The organism is Streptococcus oralis subsp. tigurinus, from assembly GCF_002093545.1.
Taxonomy (GTDB): domain Bacteria; phylum Bacillota; class Bacilli; order Lactobacillales; family Streptococcaceae; genus Streptococcus; species Streptococcus oralis_C.
In genome coordinates this window covers 56751-76124 of sequence record NZ_LNVF01000004.1, presented here as the reverse complement: position 1 = coordinate 76124, position 19374 = coordinate 56751, and the positions used below count along the sequence as shown (strand labels likewise).

Genomic DNA, 19374 nt, shown 5'->3' with positions numbered 1-19374 from the left:
AAAAGAGGTAGAGAGATGGATGCGAAATTAAAATACAAGGCAAAGAAGATTAAAATCGTTTTTTTTGATATTGATGATACCCTGCGTACGTCAAAGACGGGTTTTATTCCAGCTACAATTCCCACTGTCTTTAAGCAGTTGCGTGAAAAAGGAATTTTAACAGGTATTGCTTCTGGACGTGGTATTTTTGGAGTTGTTCCAGAGATTCGTGAGCTCAAGCCGGACTTTTTTGTAACCCTAAATGGGGCTTATATTGAAGATAAAAAAAGTCAGGTCATTTATCAGCATCAGATTGACAAGTCAGATGTTGAGGAGTATATCTCTTGGACTAAGCGAGAGGGAATTGAATATGGCTTGGTTGGCAGTCATGACGCCAAGCTCTCTACTCGAACAGAACTGATCAGTGAGGCTATTGATCCGATTTATCCGAACTTGGATGTGGATCCTGACTTCCATGAAAAAGCAGATATATACCAGATGTGGACCTTTGAAGATAAAGGGGATGGCTTGCACTTACCAGAGTCTTTATCAGATAAACTTCGCATGGTGCGTTGGCATGAACATTCATCTGATATCGTGCCGATTTCAGGATCCAAAGCAACTGGTGTAGCCAAGGTTGTAGAACATCTAGGCTTGAAACCAGAGAATGTTATGGTCTTTGGGGACGGTCTTAACGATTTAGAACTCTTTGATTATGCAGGCATTAGTGTTGCTATGGGTGTTTCCCATGATAAAATCAAAGAAAAAGCAGATTATATTACAAAAACAGTAGAAGAAGATGGCATTTTTGATGCCTTAGAAGGATTTGGTATGGTAGAAAAAGAATTGCATTTCCCACAGGTAGACATTGAAACAGTTGAAGGTCCGTTGGCGACTATTAAGACAAATTACGGAGACTTGCGTATCAAGCTCTTCCCTGAACATGCTCCCAAAACAGTAGCCAACTTTGTTGCTCTGTCAAAAGACGGTTACTATGATGGTGTGATTTTCCACCGCATTATCAAGGACTTTATGATCCAAGGTGGAGACCCAACTGGTACTGGTATGGGCGGAGAGTCCATTTATGGTCAAGCTTTTGAAGATGAATTTTCAGAAGAACTTTACAATATCCGTGGTGCTCTTTCTATGGCCAATGCGGGTCCAAATACCAATGGAAGCCAGTTCTTTATCGTTCAAAATCAACACTTGCCGTACTCTAAGAAAGAGATTGCGCGTGGTGGTTGGCCTGAACCAATCGCTGAGATCTACGCAGAACAAGGTGGAACTCCTCACCTTGACCGTCGCCATACTGTTTTTGGGCAATTGGTAGATGCAGAATCGTTTGCGGTCTTGGATGCCATTGCAGCTGTTGAGACTGGTGCAATGGATAAGCCAGTTGAAGATGTGGTAATTGAAACGATTGAAATTGAGGACTAGGATGAAAATAGGTGATAAGCTAAACGGGCGTATTACAGGAATTCAGCCCTATGGTGCCTTTGTTGAGTTAGAGACAGGGGTGACAGGGCTGATTCACATCTCGGAGATTCGGACGGGATTTATTGAAAATATCTATGACATTTTAAAAATTGGCGATGAAGTCCAAGTTCAGGTGGTGGATTTTGACGAATACACTGGTAAGGCTAGTCTTTCCATACGTACCCTGGAAGAGGAAAAACATCAATTGCCAAGACGGAGACGTTTTTCAAATGATCGAATCAAGCACGGTTTTGCACCACTTGGACGAATGATGCCTGTTTGGACGCGTGAGGCACTAGAGCATTTAAAGAAGAAACCATAAATACAATTATCTAAATCATTTGTAATATTAACATGGTTTGATATAATAAAAGTATGAAAGAAGAACAATTATTAAAATCAGGAGAGCGCATCAACCAGCTCTTTTCGACAGATATCAAGATCATTCAAAATAGAGAGGTGTTTAGCTATTCGGTGGATAGTGTTCTCTTGTCACGCTTTCCTCGCTTCCCTAAACGGGGTTTAATTGTGGACTTTTGTGCTGGAAATGGTGCAGTTGGACTTTTTGCAAGTAGTCGTACCAAGGCAAAAATTCTCTCTGTAGAAATTCAAGAGCGCTTGGCGGATATGGCAGAGCGTTCGGTTCAGTTGAATGGCTTGGAAGAGCAAATACAGGTTATTTGCGATGATTTGAAAAATATGCCTGCTCACATCCAAGGAAGTAAGGTGGATATGATTTTGTGCAATCCCCCTTATTTCAAGGTGGATCTGCATTCTAATCTGAACGAGAGTGAACACTACCTTTTAGCTAGACATGAAATTACAACCAATCTAGAAGAAATCTGTCGGAGCGCCCAGAGTATTCTCAAGTCTAACGGGCGTTTGGCCATGGTTCACCGTCCAGATCGGCTCTTGGATATCCTAGACATGCTCCAACGCCACAATTTGGCTCCTAAGCGCCTGCAATTTGTCTATCCTAAACGGGAAAAGGAAGCCAATATGCTTTTAATCGAAGCTATCAAAGATGGATCTATTAGTGGCTTCAAGGTCCTGCCACCACTCATTGTTCACAACGATGATGGTTCCTACACGCCAGAAATTCAAGAGATTTACTATGGATCATAAGGCATATATGTATGTGGTGGAATGCCGTGATGGTTCTTACTATACTGGTTACACGACAGATGTGAAGAAACGCCTTGCCGTTCATAATAGTGGTAAGGGCGCCAAGTATACCCGAGCTCGCTTGCCAGTCAAACTCATCTATGCTCAAGGTTTTGCCAGTAAGGAAGAAGCCATGTCAGCAGAGGCTCTTCTCAAACGAAAGAAACGTCCACAGAAAGAACGATTTCTATCCGAAAATCAAGAAAAAAATCTAGTTAACGATATTGATGTCTAATGAGGAGTCCTTTGACTCCTCTTACTTTTGTCAAAAGAGGAAAAAAGTGCTAAAATAAGATGAATAAATTTAAAGAGGTATTATCATGTCTAAGATTCTAGTATTTGGTCACCAAAATCCAGACTCAGATGCCATCGGGTCATCTGTAGCCTTTGCTTATCTTGCAAAAGAGGCGTATGGATTGGACACAGAAGCAGTAGCACTTGGAACTCCTAATGAAGAAACAGCCTTTGTTTTGAACTATTTTGGTGTAGAAGCACCACGCGTCATTACATCTGCTAAAGCAGAAGGTGCAGAGCAAGTTATCTTGACTGACCACAATGAATTCCAACAATCTGTTTCAGATATCGCTGAAGTAGAAGTTTATGGTGTTGTAGACCACCACCGTGTAGCTAACTTTGAAACTGCGAGCCCGCTTTACATGCGCTTGGAACCAGTTGGATCAGCTTCATCTATCGTTTACCGCATGTTCAAAGAACACGGTGTAGCAGTTCCTAAAGAAATTGCTGGTTTGATGCTTTCAGGTTTGATTTCAGATACTCTTCTTTTGAAATCACCAACAACTCACCCATCTGACAAGGTCATTGCTCCTGAATTGGCAGAATTGGCTGGTGTCAACTTGGAAGAGTACGGTCTTGCTATGCTGAAAGCTGGTACAAACTTGGCTAGTAAATCTGCTGAAGAATTGATTGACATCGATGCTAAGACTTTTGAACTCAACGGAAATAAGGTTCGTGTTGCTCAGGTTAACACAGTTGATATTGCTGAAGTCTTGGAACGCCAAGCTGAAATCGAAGCAGCAATGCAAGCGGCTAATGCAGCAAACGGCTACTCTGACTTTGTCTTGATGATTACAGACATCGTCAACTCAAACTCAGAAATTTTGGCTCTTGGATCAAACATGGACAAGGTGGAAGCAGCCTTCAACTTCAAACTTGAAAACAACCATGCTTTTCTTCCAGGTGCTGTTTCACGTAAGAAACAAGTGGTGCCTCAGTTGACTGAGAGCTTTAATGCTTAAGATTTTGGGTGTTATTTCAAAATAGAAAACGGTATTTTCCATATAGCTAAAGGGGTCTCGGCTCCTTTTTTTCTAGGAGAGAAAGATGTTAGCAAATGGCGATTTGATTTTTGTGAAGGACCTTTCAGATATGGGGCAGGCCATCCAGGCTTCTACTGGGAACTATAGTCATGTAGCTATCTTTTTGGACGGTTTGATCTACCATGCTAGTGGGCAAGCAGGTGTCATCTGTCAAGAACCAGCTGAATTTTTTGAACCGACTCATCTCTATGACCTTTATGTCTATCCAGAGATGGAAGCTGACTTGGTAAAGGAAAGAGCCAGCAAACATTTAGGTGCACCCTATAACGCCTCTTTTTATCCAGATGGATCTGGTTTTTACTGTTCCCAGTACATCGCAGAAATTCTCCCTATTTTTGAGACCATTCCGATGCAATTTGGAGACGGGGAGCAGGAGATTAGTGATTTTTGGAGGGAATATTACAGGAAACTCGAACTTCCTGTGCCTCTGAACCAGCCGGGGACCAATCCTAGTCAGTTAGCAGCATCCCCTCTTTTAAAATGTAAAGAAAGGAATCTTCATGATTCAGATTTTTAATCCATCTCGTTTGACTCGACAGCCATTTTTTATAGATTTGGTTGACTATCTGGACCAGCATGACGATGTGATTCTACGAGAAATCAAGGCTCAGTTTCCAGATGTGGCAGTTGATAAACTCATGGAAGAGTATATAAAGGCAGGCTTGATCCGAAGGGAAAATAAACACTATTCGCTCAATCTTCCTTTTTTAGAATCTACGGATGATTTAGCCCTTGATAAAGAGATTTTTGTCAGAGAGGACAGTCCAGTCTATCAAGACTTGGTGGAGAAGACTTTTGAGACGGAATTGCGCAATCAAACCAATGCAGCTATTTTAATCGAGCATACGGATTTTGCAAGAGAAAAGATGACCCTGTCGAATTATTTCTATAAGGTCAAGAATCATTATCCTTTGACAGAAAAACAGCTAGAACTCTATGCCATTTTAGGAGATGTCAATCCTGAGTACGCCCTCAAATATATGACGACTTTTTTGTTAAAATTCCTCAAAAAAGATCAACTGATGCAGAAACGCCGTGATATCTTTGTGGATAGTTTGGTCGTCCTAGGCTATGTTGTGCAAAACGAAGAAGGGAAGTATGAGTTGGCTGTTGATTTCGACAAGGAACAGTTGACTTTCTATTTACCTTAATTGCTTCATTTTGAGCAGATTGTTTGACTTTATTAAAGAATAAGCATAAACTGAATGTAAGCGGTAACGTTTATCGTATTAAAAGCAAAGGAGACAGAGCTATGTCACTTGAAAATAAATTGGATCAAGCAACTGGTGCTATAAAAGAAGGATTTGGTAAAGTTACTGGTGATAGCAAGACAGAAGCAGAAGGTACTGTAGAAAAAACAGTTGCCAAAGCAAAAGAAGTTGTTGAAGATGCTAAAGGTGCTGTAGAAGGTGCCGTTGAAGGTCTTAAAAATTCATTTAAGAAAGAAGACTAAAAAAATCAAGGGAAAACTTCCCTTGATTTTTTTATAGATAACGTTCTGCGATAGCCGCATCTCCAGGATAGTCTTCTTTTTTTCCTTGGACGATCTGGTAACAATCAGCTCCCTTACCAGCAATAATCACGGCATCGAGTTCTTGATTTGTGATGGCCATAGCTGCCTTGATGGCTTCTTCACGATCGGCAATCTTTTCAACAGGATGACTGATATAGCTGCTGATTTCTTCAGCAATGGCCATTGGATCTTCATAGTTGGGGTCATCAGCGGTGAGAAAGACTTGAATCTCAGGATGTTGATTAAGGAGGAGGCCAAAGTCCTTGCGTCGACTTTCTCCTTTATTGCCTGTCGAACCGAGAACCAGAGCAATTTTTCCAGTTTGATGAGTTTCTACAACAGAGATCAGTTTTTTCAGACTATCACCATTGTGGGCGTAGTCGATGAAGACCTTGGCACCATTTTTCTGAGTCAAGACTTCCATACGTCCAGGAACGCGGGTTGCAGCGATTCCTTTTTTGATGTCCTCCAGACTAGCACCTAGACGAAGGCAGGCAAGTCCAGCAGCAACAGCGTTTTCTTGATTGAAGTGACCGATGAGTTGGATATCATAATCACCAGCGAGTTTACCTGTAGCGGAAAAGCTAAAGGCTTTGGAGTTCTCGATTTGGTTGTCTGACTTACTACCATAGAAATCATGGTCTTGATCTTCTACTTGTTCTTTCAAGACAGAAAAGTGGTCCATGTCGCTGTTAATGACAACTGCTCGGCTATTTTTCATCAAGAGACGTTTGTGGTAGAAGTAATCTTCAAAGCTAGGATGCTCAATTGGTCCGATGTGGTCAGGAGTGATATTAAGAAAGACACCTACATCAAAGGTCAAACCATAGACTCGATGAACTAGATAGGCTTGACTTGAGACTTCCATTACAAGATGGGTTCTTCCGTTATGAACAGCCTGAGCCATCATATCAAAGAGATCGATACTTTCAGGAGTTGTGAGTGCAGACTTAAAGAAGGTCTTACCATCTAAGGTTGTATTCATAGTAGACAACATAGCTGGGCGATGATGTTGAGCCAAGATGTTATAGGCAAAATAGGCTGCAGTTGTCTTTCCTTTTGTCCCTGTGAAAGCGAGAATTTTGAGTTTCTCTTGTGGATTGCCATAGAATTCCATCGCAATCAAACTCATGGCTTTCTTAATGTCGTTCACGACAATAACAGGAATACCGACCTCGTAGTCTTGCTCAGCTACACACCAACTCAGCCCCCGCGAGATAGCGGAGAGAAGATATTCTTTTTTAAAGGTAGCGCCTTTGGCAAAAAAAAGAGTGCTTTCTTTTACTTTTCGGCTGTCGTAACTGATGCTGTCAAAAACAACTTCACTGTAGTTGTAGTGGTAGTGTCCTTGGTCGATAATCTCGCGGAAGAGACCATCTTTCTTTAATATATCTAATACGGTTTCAATCTTTATCATACTTTCTATTGTAAACCGAAAGTCTGAATTTTACAAGTAACAAGGAAAAGTTTATAATGGAAGATGAGGAAAATTTCCTAGTTATTAAAATTGAATGAGGAAGCTATGTCTAACGAAAACAATCACCAGCAAGCCCAGATGTTGCGAGGGACTGCTTGGCTAACAGCTAGTAACTTTATTAGTCGCCTCCTTGGGGCTATCTACATTATTCCCTGGTATATCTGGATGGGGACCTATGCTGCTAAGGCAAATGGACTCTTTACCATGGGATATAATATTTACGCCTGGTTCTTGCTGATTTCGACAGCGGGTATTCCAGTTGCAGTCGCCAAACAAGTGGCTAAGTACAATACCATGCGAGAAGAAGAGCACAGCTTTGCCTTGATTCGGAGTTTCCTAAGCTTTATGACGGGCTTGGGCTTAGTCTTTGCTTTGGTCTTGTATCTCTTTTCTCCCTGGTTAGCAGATTTGTCAGGTGTGGGGAAAGACCTGATTCCCATCATGCAGAGTTTGGCTTGGGCGGTCTTGATTTTCCCATCTATGAGTGTCATCCGGGGCTTCTTCCAAGGGATGAACAATCTGAAACCCTATGCTATGAGCCAAATCGCTGAGCAGGTGATTCGTGTTATCTGGATGTTGTTGGCGACCTTCTTCATTATGAAGATGGGTTCTGGTGACTACCTATCAGCCGTTACCCAATCGACCTTTGCGGCCTTTGTGGGGATGGTGGCAAGTTTTGCAGTTTTGATTTATTTTCTTGCCCAAGAAGGTTTGCTTAAGAGAGTCTTTGAAACACGGGATAAGATCAATAGTAAGCGACTCTTAGTCGATACCATCAAGGAAGCCATTCCCTTTATCCTGACAGGATCGGCCATTCAGCTCTTCCAGATTTTAGACCAGATGACTTTTATCAATAGTATGAAGTGGTTTACCAACTATAGCAACGAAGACTTGGTTGTCATGTTTTCTTATTTTTCTGCCAATCCCAATAAAATTACCATGATTTTAATCTCTGTGGGAGTTTCGATTGGGAGTGTCGGCTTGCCGCTGTTGACGGAAAACTATGTAAAAGGCGACTTGCAGGCAGCGGCTCGCCTAGTCCAAGATAGCCTCACCATGCTCTTCTTATTTCTACTACCGGCAACGGTTGGAGTGGTCATGGTAGGGGAACCTCTTTATACAGTCTTTTACGGTAAGCCAGATAGTCTAGCCATGGGCTTATTTGTCTTTGCAGTTTTGCAGTCTACTATCCTAGGCTTGTATATGGTCTTGTCTCCTATGCTTCAGGCCATGTTCCGCAACCGCAAGGCAGTTCTTTACTTTGTCTATGGATCAATTGCTAAGCTAGTCTTGCAGTTACCAGCTATTGCCATTTTCCATAGTTATGGTCCCTTGATTTCAACGACCATCGGTCTCATCATTCCAAATTTTTTGATGTACCGAGATATCTGCCAAGTAACGGGTGCTCGTCGAAAGATTATCTTGAAGCGAACTATCTTGATTACTATTTTGACCCTTGTCATGTTTATCTTAGTTGGTTTCATACAGTGGCTACTCGGTTTTGTCTTCCAGCCAAGTGGACGCTTCTGGAGTTTCCTTTATGTAGCTCTCATCGGAGGGCTTGGAGGAGGTCTTTATGGCTTGATGAGTCTACGGACACGACTCTTGGACAAGATAATTGGCCAAGCTCAAGCAGATCGACTACGGACACGATTGAAAATATCGTAAATGATTTATAAATAAAAGTTATAATTACAACCTTTCTATTAAAGAAAGGTTGTTTTATTGTTCAAAATATTAAAAAAGTAGAACTTTCTCTAAATTTAGTAGCGAAAAAATATGTTTTTTGACTTTTTCTTCAAAAAAAGCTTGACTAAATAAAACCAAAACTGTATAATATAACAAATATTTAAAACAGGAGGTTCTGGAAATGAAAAAGTCTAAGGCCAAGTATCTGACACTTGCAAGTGTCGTGTTAAGCGCAGGTATCTTACTGAGCGCATGTGGAAACTCAAGTAGTTCTTCTAAAACATATAACTATGTTTATTCGAGCGATCCATCTAGTTTGAACTATCTTGCAGAAAACCGTGCAACAACCAACGACATCGTTACTAATTTGGTAGATGGATTGATGGAAAATGACCAATACGGTAACTATGTTCCATCGTTGGCAGAGGATTGGACTGTTTCTCAGGACGGTTTGACCTATACTTACAAATTGCGTAAGGATGCAAAATGGTATACCTATGAGGGTGAAGAATACGCCCCTGTAACGGCGCAAGATTTTGTCACTGGGTTGAAATATGCTGCTGATAAAAAATCCGAAGCCTTGTACCTGGTTCAAGACTCTGTAGCAGGTTTGGATGACTATATCAACGGGAAAACAACTGACTTTTCAACTGTCGGTGTTAAGGCGATTGACGACCAAACAGTTCAGTATACTTTGACTCGTCCAGAACCTTATTGGAATTCTAAAACAACTTCAACCATTCTCTTCCCTGTCAATGCGGACTTCCTGAAATCAAAAGGGGATGATTTTGCTAAGGTAGACCCTTCTAGCATTTTGTACAATGGACCTTTCTTGATGAAATCTTTTGTTTCAAAATCTGTTATCGAATACAAGAAAAATCCCAACTACTGGGATGCTAAAAATGTCTTTGTGGATGATGTGAAATTGACTTACTATGATGGTAGTGACCAAGATGCCCTAGCTCGTAACTTCGTAGAAGGAGTATACAGCTACGCGCGTCTCTACCCAAATAGCTCAAGCTTTGAAGGAATTAAAGAGAAGAACAAGGATAACATCATCTATAGTATGCAAAACGCAACTTCTTATTACTTGAACTTCAACTTGGACAGAAAATCTTATAACTTCACGTCTAAATCCTCAGATATCGAAAAGAAATCAACCCAAGAAGCAGTTCTGAATAAAAACTTCCGTCAAGCCTTCAACTATGCTTATAACCGTACAGCCTATGGAGCACAATCTCAAGGGGAAGAAGGAGCAACAAAGATTATTCGTAACTTGGTTGTACCTCCAACATTTGTAAGTATCAACGGAAAAGACTTTGGTGATGTTGTTTCAGAAAAGATGGTCAACTATGGCCAAGAATGGCAAGGAATCAACTTTGCAGACGCGCAAGACCCATACTACAATCCTGACAAGGCTAAAGCTAAATTTGCAGAAGCTAAGAAAGAATTGGAAGCTAAGGGTGTACAATTCCCAATCCACTTGGATGTATCTGTAGACCAATCAGCTAAAAAAGGTGTACTTGAAACGAGCTCTTTGAAACAATCCATCGAATCTGTTCTCGGAGCTGAGAATGTGGTTATCGATATCCAACAATTATCAACAGATGACTACGATAATTCTAGCTACCTCGCTCAAACTGCAGCTCAAAAAGACTTTGATATCTATAATGGTGGTTGGAGTGCGGACTACTTGGATCCATCAAGCTATCTAGATATCCTAAATGTCAATAACGGCGGTATGTTGCAAAACCTTGGTCTAGAACCAGGTGAGGTCAATGACAAGGCTAAGGCAGTTGGTCTGGATACTTACACTCAAATGTTGGAAGAAGCTAATAAAGAGCAAGACCCAGCAAAACGTTATGAAAAATATGCTGAAGTTCAAGCTTGGCTCGTTGATAGCGCCCTTGCAATTCCAAACGTTTCCCAAGGTGGAACACCTAGCTTGAGAAAGACAGTTCCATTCTCATCGCCATTCTCACAAGCTGGAAATAAGGGTGTCGAATCATACAAGTACCTCAAGTTGCAAGATAAGACTGTAACGACTGATGAGTACGAAAAAGCTAAAGAAAAATGGCTGAAAGAAAAAGAAGAATCAAATAAAAAAGCCCAAGAAGAACTGGCAAAACACGTTAAATAACCAGTCTATTCAACAGGAAAAACGATAGTTTCTCAAGGAACTATCGTTTTTGTATAGTTTGAAACTATAACTAGCTCTTGAAAACAAGAAAATGAGTTGGCGAAAATAAATGATACAATAGTTACTATAGATTTGGAGGTATTGTATGAGCAAAGAACGACACATGAACACAATTTTGGCCCAGGCAGGAATCAAGTCAGATAAGGCAACAGGTGCCTTGGTAACTCCGCTTCATTTTTCAACAACCTATCAGCATCCAGAGTTTGGCCAGTCTACGGGATTTGACTACACTCGCACTAAAAACCCAACTCGGAGTAAGGCGGAGGAAGTCTTGGCTGCGATCGAATCGGCAGACTACGCCCTAGCAACGAGCTCAGGTATGGCCGCGATTGTACTGGCCTTTAGTGTCTTTCCGGTAGGAAGTAAGATCCTAGCAGTGCGTGACCTTTATGGTGGTTCTTTCCGTTGGTTCAACCAAGTCGAGCAGGAAGGTCGTTTTCATTTTACCTATGCCAATACAGAAGAAGAATTGATTGCCGAGTTAGAGAAAGATGTGGATGTTCTCTATATCGAAACCCCAACCAACCCTTTGATGTTGGAATTTGATATTGAAAAACTAGCAAAATTGGCTCATGCTAAGGGTGCCAAAGTGGTGGTGGACAATACCTTCTATAGTCCGATTTACCAACGTCCAATTGAAGATGGAGCGGATATCGTTCTGCATTCAGCAACTAAGTATCTAGCAGGCCACAATGATGTCTTGGCTGGAGTGGTTGTGACCAATAGTTTAGAACTATACGAGAAGCTTTTCTACAATCTCAATACGACAGGAGCAGTCTTGTCACCATTTGACAGTTATCAATTGATTCGTGGTCTCAAGACCTTGTCTCTTCGTATGGAACGCTCAACAGCCAATGCCCAAGAAGTGGTTGCCTTTTTGAAGGATTCTGCAGCAGTTAAGGAAGTTCTCTATACTGGTCGCGGGGGGATGATTTCCTTTAAAGTAGCAGATGAGAAAGTTATTCCTCACATTTTAAATAGCTTGAAGGTCTTCTCTTTTGCTGAGAGTTTGGGTGGAGTGGAGAGTCTGATCACCTATCCGACAACTCAGACTCATGCGGATATTCCAGCAGAAGTGCGCCATTCCTATGGCTTAACAGATGACCTCTTACGCTTGTCAATTGGGATTGAAGATGCTAGAGATTTGATTGCGGACTTGCGCCAAGCCTTGGGAGGATAAGACAGATATGGGGAAATATGATTTTACAAGCCTGCCCAATCGTTTTGGGCATCATACCTATAAATGGAAAGAGGCAGAAGCTGATCGAGAAGTTCTACCAGCTTGGATAGCGGATATGGACTTTGTAGTCTTGCCTGAAGTTCGACAAGCTGTACAAGCCTACGCAGATCAGTTGGTCTATGGCTATACTTATGCAAGCGACGCTTTGATTGAGTCGGTTCAAGAATGGGAAGCCAGCCAACACGGTTATCACTTTGACAAAGATGCTCTCGTCTTTATCGAGGGAGTGGTACCAGCTATTTCAACAGCCATTCAAGCCTTTACAAAAGAAGGAGAAGCTGTTCTGATTAACACACCAGTCTATCCACCGTTTGCCCGCAGTGTCAAACTGAACAATCGCCGATTGATTACCAATTCTTTGGTGGAAAAGAATGGTCTGTTTGAGATTGACTTTGACCAGTTGGAGAAGGATATGGTGGAAGAGGATGTGAAGCTTTATATCCTTTGCAATCCTCACAATCCTGGTGGACGTGTTTGGGAAAAGGAAGTGTTAGAAAAGATTGGCCATCTCTGCCAAAAACACGGTGTCTTGCTTGTTTCAGATGAGATTCACCAAGATTTGGCCCTCTTTGGTCACAAGCACCAGTCTTTCAATACCATTGATCCTGCTTTTAAAGACTTTGCCCTTATCTTGAGTAGTGCCACTAAAACCTTTAATATTGCTGGGACCAAGAATTCCTATGCAGTTATTGAAAATCCAAAGCTTCGAGTTGCTTTCCAGAAACGCCAGTTGGCCAATAACCAGCATGAAATCTCAGGCTTGGGCTATTTGGCAACAGAAGCTGCCTACCGTTATGGCAAGGATTGGTTAGGAGAGTTAAAAGAAGTCATTGAGAACCACATTAACTATGTAGTGGATGTTTTGGGCAACGAAACCAAGATTAAGGTCATGAAACCACAAGGTACCTACTTGATCTGGCTTGATTTTTCAGCCTATGACCTAACGGATGACCGCTTGCAAGAGCTTTTGAAGAATGAAGCCAAGGTCATCTTGAACCGAGGTTTGGACTTTGGGGAGAAGGGAACTCTTCATGCCCGCCTCAATGTAGCCATGCCGAAGTCAGTATTGGAAGAGGTTTGTCAACGCATCGTGACCACTTTTGCTACACTTTAAAAATCCAGCCTTCTAGGAGAAAAGTCTTCCTAGAAGGCTATTTTCATAGGGGAAAATGTGGTATAATGAAAAGATAAGATAAAGGGGTAACTATGGCTAAATTGATTCCGGGAAAGTTGCGCATGGAGGGTGTTACTCTCTATGAGACAGGCAACATTGAGATTATCAAGGAAAAAGGGAATCGCCTCTATACTCGTGTGGCGGGAGAAGACTTGCGCTACAGCTTAGAGGATGATCTTGTTTTTTGTTCTTGTGATTTTTTCCAAAAAAGAGGTTACTGTGTTCACCTCGCAGCGCTAGAGCATTATCTGAAGAATGATGAAGAAGGCCAGGTGATTTTACAAGCCTTAGAAAAAGGACATGAAGAGCAAGAAGAGGTCGAAACCAAGGTTAGTTTTGGCGGTAGTTTTTTGGAGCGTATCCAACCTCAGAAGAGAGAGCAAATCTACACTTTGTCGGCTCAAGGCCAGGTGGAAGCTGGGACCAATCGCCTCCTTTGGACTCTCCGAATCGGTTTAGTTGATAGTCAAAAATATTATGTCATTCGTGACATCCCTCTCTTTTTGAAGGTCTTGGTCCAACGAAAGCCATACATGATTGGGAAACACTATGAAAATGACTTGTCTTGGGATGCTTTTGATACAGCTAGTCAAGAAGTTCTTACTTTTTTATGTGGCTTGATTGAGGAGGGACTGAGTCAAGACCTCTTTTTCCCCAATCAAGGTCGTCACCTCTTTTTCCCTCTGACCTTTTTTGAGCAGGGAGTGGAGTTGCTGATGAACTTGGAAGATTTTCATTTCGAACACCAGATCGATAGTTATGAAAATCTTCTCTTTCATGATTTAGATCCCGATGCGGGACTTTTCACTTTTTCTGTGAGGGAGCATCCCGATTATTTTGAAATGGAGATTTCTGAAAGTGAGCGAGTCAACGTATTCTATGGGGGAGCGGTTCTATTTCGTAAGGGGAATCTTTATCTCTTAAACCCTAAACAAATCAGCCTACTAAAGAAAATTAAGGAGCTTCCTCAGGAGGAGAGAGGGAGAAAATGCCTCCAGTTTGACAACAGTGATCGTGACCGTCTGGCCGCTTGTCTGCCTTTGTTTGGACAGCTAGGAATAGTGTCTGCCCCCGAGCGCTTGCAAATCAGACCCTTTTCACCAATCTTTTACTTTGATAGGGAGGATGACGGCCGCATCCGCTTGGATATCCAGTTTGACTATGGAGATGTTAAGGTGACTAGTCGTCAACAGCTGGAACAATTGCCATTTTCAAGTGATGCTGTCTTGGTAAACCAATTATTTCAAGTCTGTTTAGGGGCTGGTTTTGAGGCTGATTTTCAGTCTTGGAGACAGGCCTTGAAGCCAGAGGCAGTTTATTCTTTCTTTCACCATACGATTCCAGCTTTTGAGAAATTGGGTCAGGTTTTCTTGTCTGATGAGATGAATCAGCTCTACAGCGTCCAAGCTCCTCAGGTTCAGATTGAGTCCAAGGGAGGACTGTTGGAAATCCAGTTTGATTTCCAAGGAATTGCCCAAGAAGAGATTGATCAAGCTCTTAAAGCTTTGACCAGCAATAAGGATTTCTATATCAGTTCTTCTGACCAAGTGTACTTTTTTGATGAGGAAACCAAGCAGATTCGTCAAAATTTGCAGGAACTGGGGGTTGAGCTAAAAGATGGTTCTTTTCAAGCTCGAAAATCTCTGGCTTATAGCCTTTCTCAGCTTTTTGAAGGTCGAGATAGGATCTCCTTCACAGAGGAATTTCAGCATTTAGCTCATGATTTGACCCATCCAGAGGATTTTCCTTTGGGAGATATACGGGTGCAGGCGAGTTTGAGAGACTACCAGGAAAAGGGTGTTCGTTGGCTCCAGATGCTTCATCACTATGGTTTTGGTGGCATTCTGGCAGATGATATGGGACTGGGAAAAACATTGCAAACTATCGCTTTTTTGACTAGTCAGGTGACAGAAAATAGTCGGGTCTTGATTTTAGCGCCGTCAGGTTTGATCTACAATTGGGCAGATGAATTTAGGAAATTTGCCCCACAGTTGGATTTGGCTGTCGTTCATGGTTTGAAAGCGAATCGAGAAGCAATTCTTTCTGAAAATCACCAAATCTATGTGACTAGCTATGCCACCTTTCGTCAAGACAGCGAGCTTTATCAAGAGATGGCTTTTGATTTTCTCTTTTTAGATGAAGCCCAGGTCATGAAAAATGCCCAGACTAAGATTGCTCAGAGTTTGCGCCAGTTTGTGGTGCCAGCAGTATTTGCTTTGTCAGGTACGCCCATCGAAAACCATTTAGGAGAGTTGTGGTCTATCTTTCAAATTGTGCTTCCGGGGCTCTTGCCGAACAAGAAAGAGTTTATGAAATTACCAGCTGAGCAGGTAGCGCAGTTTATCAAGCCCTTCGTCATGAGGCGTAAGAAAGAAGAAGTCCTAACAGAGCTGCCTGACCTGATCGAAGTCGTCTATAAAAATGAACTGGAAGACCAGCAGAAGGCCATCTATCTAGCCCAGTTGCAACAGATGCGAGACCGCCTAGCGCAAGTGACAGATCAAGAATTCCAGAGAAGTCGCGTAGAAATCTTGTCTGGTCTGATGCGCTTGCGTCAAATCTGTGATACCCCTGCCCTCTTTATGGAAGATTATCAGGGAGCCAGTGGGAAACTGGATAGTCTTCGAGATTTATTGCTACAAGTGGCAGATGGTGGGCATCGGGTCTTGATTTTCTCCCAGTTCAAAGGAATGTTGGAAAAAATCGAGCAAGAGCTCCCAAATTTGGGCTTGACTTCCTTCAAAATTACGGGCTCAACTCCTGCTCAAGACCGACAAGAGATGACCAAAATATTTAATCAAGGGGAAAGGGATATCTTTCTCATCTCCCTTAAGGCGGGGGGTGTCGGTCTCAATCTGACAGGAGCTGACACCGTCATCCTAGTGGACCTCTGGTGGAATCCTGCTGTCGAGGCTCAGGCTATCGGACGAGCTCACCGAATGGGACAGGAGCGGAAGGTAGAAGTTTATCGTTTGATTACTAGAGGAACCATTGAAGAAAAGATTCAAGAACTCCAAGAACAGAAGAGACACCTAGTTTCCCAAGTTTTAGATGGGACGGAATCGCGTGCGAGTCTTAGTCTGGCAGAAATTCGAGAAATTTTAGGGATTTCTGAAGCCAGCACTTGAAAAATCAAGACAATACGCTATAATGAAGTGTTGAAAGGAAATACAAAATGAAACAAGATCGATTTCCATTGGTGTCAGATGATGAGATCATGCTGACTAAAATGCCAGTCATGGACTTGTACGATGAGTCAGACTTTATTAGCAATATCAAGGGTGATTACCGCGATAAAAACTATTTGGAATGGTCTCCTATCAATGAGAAACAGGCTGTAACTCCCTCGGCAGCTAGCAAGGAGTCAGAACCAGTTCCAGAACCTAAAAAAGTTGAAAAAACGTATGCTGAATTGGCTCGAGAAGAGGCGCGTGCGGATCTGAAGAAGAAACGTTCGGCCAAGTATTTGACTCAGGATGTTAGTCATACTAGACGACACAATGGTTCAACACTTGTTCGTCAAGGAAACCAACCAACAGCACCATTTCAAAAGGAAAATCCAGGTGAGTTTGCCAAGTTTAGTAAAAACTTGAGCCAGTCCCACTATATCTTAGCCGAGGAAGCTGGCCAGGTAGTGACTCCAACTCCGAAATCTCAAACGGAAAAGGCTAAAAAGAACAACTATGATTTTCTAAAGAAGAGTCAAATCTATAATAAAAAGAATAAGCAAACGGAACAGGAACGTCAGGTTGCCCAAGAGTTGAATCTGACAAGAATTACTGAGTAAGGGAGAAAAACATGTCAAAAACATATCATTTTATTGGAATCAAGGGATCAGGGATGAGTGCCTTGGCCTTGATGTTGCACCAAATGGGACACAAGGTTCAAGGTTCAGACGTTGAAAAATACTACTTTACTCAACGTGGACTAGAGCAGGCAGGGATTACGATTCTTCCTTTTGATGAAAAGAACCTGCAAGGGGATCTTGAAATTATTGCTGGAAATGCCTTTCGTCCAGATAACAATGTTGAAATCGCCTATGCCGACAAAAATGGTATCAGCTACAAACGTTACCATGAATTCCTAGGCAGCTTTATGCGTGACTTTGTCAGCATGGGGGTTGCAGGAGCGCATGGTAAGACATCAACGACTGGGATGCTGTCTCACGTTTTGTCTCACATCACAGACACTAGCTTCTTGATTGGGGATGGAACGGGTCGAGGTTCTGAAAATGCTAAGTATTTTGTTTTTGAATCTGACGAATATGAGCGACATTTCATGCCTTACCACCCAGAATACTCTATCATCACCAATATTGACTTTGACCATCCAGACTACTTTACTAGTCTAGAGGATGTTTTCAACGCCTTTAATGACTATGCCAAACAAATTACTAAAGGTTTGTTTGTCTACGGTGAGGATGCTGAGTTGCGTAAGATTACAGCCAATGCTCCAATCTATTACTATGGCTTTGATGCTGAGGGAAATGACTTTGTAGCTAGCGACCTTCTACGTTCTACGACTGGTTCGACCTTCACAGTTCATTTCCGCGGACAAGAGTTGGGTCAATTCCACATTCCAACCTTTGGTCGTCACAATATTATGAATGCGACAGCCGTTATTGGTTTACTTTATACAGCAGGGTTTGACTTGAACTTGGTCCGTGAACACTTGAGAACATTTGCAGGTGTCAAGCGTCGTTTCACTGAAAAGGTTGTCAATGGCACCATTATTATTGATGATTTCGCCCACCATCCAACGGAAATCATTGCGACCTTAGATGCGGCTCGTCAGAAATACCCAAGCAAGGAAATTGTTGCAATCTTCCAACCACACACTTTCACTAGAACCATTGCCCTATTGGACGACTTTGCTAAAGCTTTGAGCCAGGCAGATGCTGTTTACTTGGCGAAAATCTATGGATCAGCCCGTGAGGTGGACCATGGTGACGTCAAGGTAGAAGACCTAGCAGATAAAATTAAGAAGAAAAGCCAAGTCATCACAGTTGAAAATGTATCACCACTCCTTGAGCATGATAATGCAGTCTATGTCTTTATGGGAGCAGGAGATATCCAAACCTATGAGTACTCATTTGAACGTCTCTTGTCTAATTTGACAAGCAACGTCCAATAAGAAAAAAGAATGGAAATTCCAATCACCATAAGACGGGTTACTTTATCGGATTTAGAAGAAATTGTAGCAATTGAAGAATCTTGTTTATCCTCAGAAGAAATAGTGAGCTACGAATTTTTAGAAGAGAGTATCCGTAAGATTGCGGATACCTTTCTTGTAGCTAGAGATGAAAACCAGCTCGTAGGCTATGTTTTAGGAGAATCTCAGTCTCTTCATCCCACATGGATAGAAATAAGATCATTAGCTATTCATCCTGACCATCGCGGGCAAGGCTTGGGGACCCTTCTTCTTGCTAGCTTGAAACAAGTGGTGGTGGAAGGAGGGTATGAGTATCTTCGCTTGACTTGTCCTGATGACTTGCTCTCTTATTTTGAGATGAATGGCTTTGTTGAGGAAGAAGTGCCAGAAGCTTCATGCGCAAGATTTTCGGGATGGAATCTGATTTGGGCCAATCCTTTTTATCAGGAGGAAGTATGAAAATCAGACACGCAAGATTTTCGGATTTAGATCAAATTTTAGAGATAGAGCTGGAGAATTTCTCCCTTGAAGAAGCCATTCCTCGTTCGGTCTTTGAGTCGCATTTACGTGAAATTCAGACCAGTTTTCTCGTAGCTGAAAAGGAGGGACGTATCCTTGGGTATATCGAAGGTCCAGTCGTCCCACATCGTCATCTACAAGATCAGTCCTTTACAGAAGAGATAAAAGACTATAGCCATCGACCTGGAGGCTATATCTCTGTGACCTGTCTCTCCATAGCTAAGGAGGCACAAGCCTTGGGCGTGGGGAAAAGATTGTTAAGGGCTCTGAAAGAAGTCGCTTTAGAACATGAACGAGAAGGTATCAACTTGACCTGCCATGACTATCTCATCCCTTATTATGAAAAACATGGATTTGTGAATGAAGGGGTATCCCAGTCAAGCTTTGCGGGTGAAAGTTGGTATGATATGGTTTGGCATCCGGAAAATAAAGAAAACTAGCTAGGGAATGGCCTA

Annotated in this window: 18 protein-coding genes; 17 read left to right on the top strand and 1 reads right to left on the bottom strand. The window is 42.1% G+C overall.

The window, feature by feature from the left end:
* Nucleotides 1–15 precede the first annotated feature (15 nt).
* The 8 genes from ATE34_RS06255 to ATE34_RS06220 all read left to right on the top strand — a co-directional run bounded on the left by ATE34_RS06255 (nt 16) and on the right by ATE34_RS06220 (nt 5409).
* On the top strand, nt 16–1416 hold the full coding sequence (locus tag ATE34_RS06255; RefSeq protein WP_084911355.1) for a bifunctional Cof-type HAD-IIB family hydrolase/peptidylprolyl isomerase: 1401 nt from the start codon (nt 16–18) through the stop codon (nt 1414–1416).
* A gap of 1 nt (nt 1417) precedes the next feature.
* Nucleotides 1418–1777 (top strand): S1 RNA-binding domain-containing protein, encoded by a 360-nt coding sequence (locus ATE34_RS06250; protein ID WP_000689615.1) that lies wholly within the window; start codon nt 1418–1420, stop codon nt 1775–1777.
* A 53-nt stretch (nt 1778–1830) separates the two neighbouring features.
* Nucleotides 1831–2580, top strand: a complete 750-nt coding sequence (locus tag ATE34_RS06245) for a tRNA1(Val) (adenine(37)-N6)-methyltransferase (protein WP_084911354.1) — start codon at nt 1831–1833, stop codon at nt 2578–2580.
* Entirely contained in the window at nt 2570–2854 is a 285-nt protein-coding gene (locus ATE34_RS06240; protein ID WP_049477469.1) for a GIY-YIG nuclease family protein, read from the top strand. The genes ATE34_RS06245 and ATE34_RS06240 overlap by 11 nt, the downstream gene beginning before the upstream one ends.
* An 85-nt stretch (nt 2855–2939) precedes the next feature.
* Nucleotides 2940–3875, top strand: a complete 936-nt coding sequence (locus tag ATE34_RS06235) for a manganese-dependent inorganic pyrophosphatase (RefSeq protein ID WP_000036035.1) — start codon at nt 2940–2942, stop codon at nt 3873–3875.
* 85 nt (nt 3876–3960) lie between these two features.
* Nucleotides 3961–4473, top strand: a complete 513-nt coding sequence (locus tag ATE34_RS06230) for a YiiX/YebB-like N1pC/P60 family cysteine hydrolase (protein ID WP_084911353.1) — start codon at nt 3961–3963, stop codon at nt 4471–4473.
* Complete coding sequence (locus tag ATE34_RS06225; RefSeq protein ID WP_084911352.1) at nt 4457–5107, top strand: DUF1803 domain-containing protein; 651 nt, start codon at nt 4457–4459, stop codon at nt 5105–5107. Before ATE34_RS06230 ends, ATE34_RS06225 begins: the two co-directional genes overlap by 17 nt.
* A 101-nt stretch (nt 5108–5208) precedes the next feature.
* Nucleotides 5209–5409 carry a CsbD family protein gene (locus ATE34_RS06220; protein ID WP_000051179.1) on the top strand — a complete coding sequence of 67 codons (201 nt, stop codon included), beginning with the start codon at nt 5209–5211 and terminating at the stop codon, nt 5407–5409.
* A gap of 31 nt (nt 5410–5440) precedes the next feature.
* On the opposite strand, the gene ATE34_RS06215 is transcribed toward ATE34_RS06220, so the two are convergent.
* Nucleotides 5441–6886: a UDP-N-acetylmuramoyl-L-alanyl-D-glutamate--L-lysine ligase gene (locus ATE34_RS06215; RefSeq protein ID WP_084911351.1), complete on the bottom strand. Its 1446-nt coding sequence runs from the start codon at nt 6884–6886 to the stop codon at nt 5441–5443.
* Nucleotides 6887–6991: 105 nt separating this feature from the next.
* Between ATE34_RS06215 and ATE34_RS06210 the strand changes: the two genes are divergently transcribed.
* From ATE34_RS06210 to ATE34_RS06165, 9 genes are all read left to right on the top strand, one after another.
* The gene (locus tag ATE34_RS06210) at nt 6992–8614 is read left to right on the top strand and encodes a putative polysaccharide biosynthesis protein (RefSeq protein WP_084911350.1); all 1623 of its coding nucleotides are present in this window, start codon (nt 6992–6994) and stop codon (nt 8612–8614) included.
* Between the two features lie 202 nt (nt 8615–8816).
* Nucleotides 8817–10775: a peptide ABC transporter substrate-binding protein gene (locus tag ATE34_RS06205; RefSeq protein WP_084911349.1), complete on the top strand. Its 1959-nt coding sequence runs from the start codon at nt 8817–8819 to the stop codon at nt 10773–10775.
* A 145-nt stretch (nt 10776–10920) separates the two neighbouring features.
* On the top strand, nt 10921–12015 hold the full coding sequence (locus ATE34_RS06195; RefSeq protein ID WP_084911348.1) for a cystathionine gamma-synthase: 1095 nt from the start codon (nt 10921–10923) through the stop codon (nt 12013–12015).
* 7 nt (nt 12016–12022) lie between these two features.
* The gene (locus tag ATE34_RS06190) at nt 12023–13189 is read left to right on the top strand and encodes a MalY/PatB family protein (protein ID WP_084911347.1); all 1167 of its coding nucleotides are present in this window, start codon (nt 12023–12025) and stop codon (nt 13187–13189) included.
* 92 nt (nt 13190–13281) lie between these two features.
* Nucleotides 13282–16377: a DEAD/DEAH box helicase gene (locus ATE34_RS06185; protein ID WP_084911346.1), complete on the top strand. Its 3096-nt coding sequence runs from the start codon at nt 13282–13284 to the stop codon at nt 16375–16377.
* Between the two features lie 47 nt (nt 16378–16424).
* Nucleotides 16425–17036, top strand: a complete 612-nt coding sequence (locus ATE34_RS06180; RefSeq protein WP_084911345.1) for a cystathionine gamma-synthase — start codon at nt 16425–16427, stop codon at nt 17034–17036.
* An 11-nt stretch (nt 17037–17047) separates the two neighbouring features.
* Nucleotides 17048–18382, top strand: a complete 1335-nt coding sequence (gene murC / locus ATE34_RS06175) for a UDP-N-acetylmuramate--L-alanine ligase (RefSeq protein WP_084911344.1) — start codon at nt 17048–17050, stop codon at nt 18380–18382.
* Nucleotides 18383–18391: 9 nt separating this feature from the next.
* A complete protein-coding gene (locus tag ATE34_RS06170) occupies nt 18392–18859 on the top strand; it encodes a GNAT family N-acetyltransferase (RefSeq protein ID WP_084911343.1) in 468 nt (155 codons plus the stop codon).
* Nucleotides 18856–19359, top strand: a complete 504-nt coding sequence (locus ATE34_RS06165; protein WP_084911342.1) for a GNAT family N-acetyltransferase — start codon at nt 18856–18858, stop codon at nt 19357–19359. The genes ATE34_RS06170 and ATE34_RS06165 overlap by 4 nt, the downstream gene beginning before the upstream one ends.
* Nucleotides 19360–19374: the final 15 nt, after the last annotated feature.

Coding starts and splice junctions, on each gene's coding strand:
- ATE34_RS06255 (WP_084911355.1), top strand. CDS start 16: ATGGATGCGAAATTAAAATACAAGGCAAAGAAGATTAAAATCGTTTTT.
- ATE34_RS06250 (WP_000689615.1), top strand. CDS start 1,418: ATGAAAATAGGTGATAAGCTAAACGGGCGTATTACAGGAATTCAGCCC.
- ATE34_RS06245 (WP_084911354.1), top strand. CDS start 1,831: ATGAAAGAAGAACAATTATTAAAATCAGGAGAGCGCATCAACCAGCTC.
- ATE34_RS06240 (WP_049477469.1), top strand. CDS start 2,570: ATGGATCATAAGGCATATATGTATGTGGTGGAATGCCGTGATGGTTCT.
- ATE34_RS06235 (WP_000036035.1), top strand. CDS start 2,940: ATGTCTAAGATTCTAGTATTTGGTCACCAAAATCCAGACTCAGATGCC.
- ATE34_RS06230 (WP_084911353.1), top strand. CDS start 3,961: ATGTTAGCAAATGGCGATTTGATTTTTGTGAAGGACCTTTCAGATATG.
- ATE34_RS06225 (WP_084911352.1), top strand. CDS start 4,457: ATGATTCAGATTTTTAATCCATCTCGTTTGACTCGACAGCCATTTTTT.
- ATE34_RS06220 (WP_000051179.1), top strand. CDS start 5,209: ATGTCACTTGAAAATAAATTGGATCAAGCAACTGGTGCTATAAAAGAA.
- ATE34_RS06215 (WP_084911351.1), bottom strand. CDS start 6,886: ATGATAAAGATTGAAACCGTATTAGATATATTAAAGAAAGATGGTCTC.
- ATE34_RS06210 (WP_084911350.1), top strand. CDS start 6,992: ATGTCTAACGAAAACAATCACCAGCAAGCCCAGATGTTGCGAGGGACT.
- ATE34_RS06205 (WP_084911349.1), top strand. CDS start 8,817: ATGAAAAAGTCTAAGGCCAAGTATCTGACACTTGCAAGTGTCGTGTTA.
- ATE34_RS06195 (WP_084911348.1), top strand. CDS start 10,921: ATGAGCAAAGAACGACACATGAACACAATTTTGGCCCAGGCAGGAATC.
- ATE34_RS06190 (WP_084911347.1), top strand. CDS start 12,023: ATGGGGAAATATGATTTTACAAGCCTGCCCAATCGTTTTGGGCATCAT.
- ATE34_RS06185 (WP_084911346.1), top strand. CDS start 13,282: ATGGCTAAATTGATTCCGGGAAAGTTGCGCATGGAGGGTGTTACTCTC.
- ATE34_RS06180 (WP_084911345.1), top strand. CDS start 16,425: ATGAAACAAGATCGATTTCCATTGGTGTCAGATGATGAGATCATGCTG.
- murC (WP_084911344.1), top strand. CDS start 17,048: ATGTCAAAAACATATCATTTTATTGGAATCAAGGGATCAGGGATGAGT.
- ATE34_RS06170 (WP_084911343.1), top strand. CDS start 18,392: ATGGAAATTCCAATCACCATAAGACGGGTTACTTTATCGGATTTAGAA.
- ATE34_RS06165 (WP_084911342.1), top strand. CDS start 18,856: ATGAAAATCAGACACGCAAGATTTTCGGATTTAGATCAAATTTTAGAG.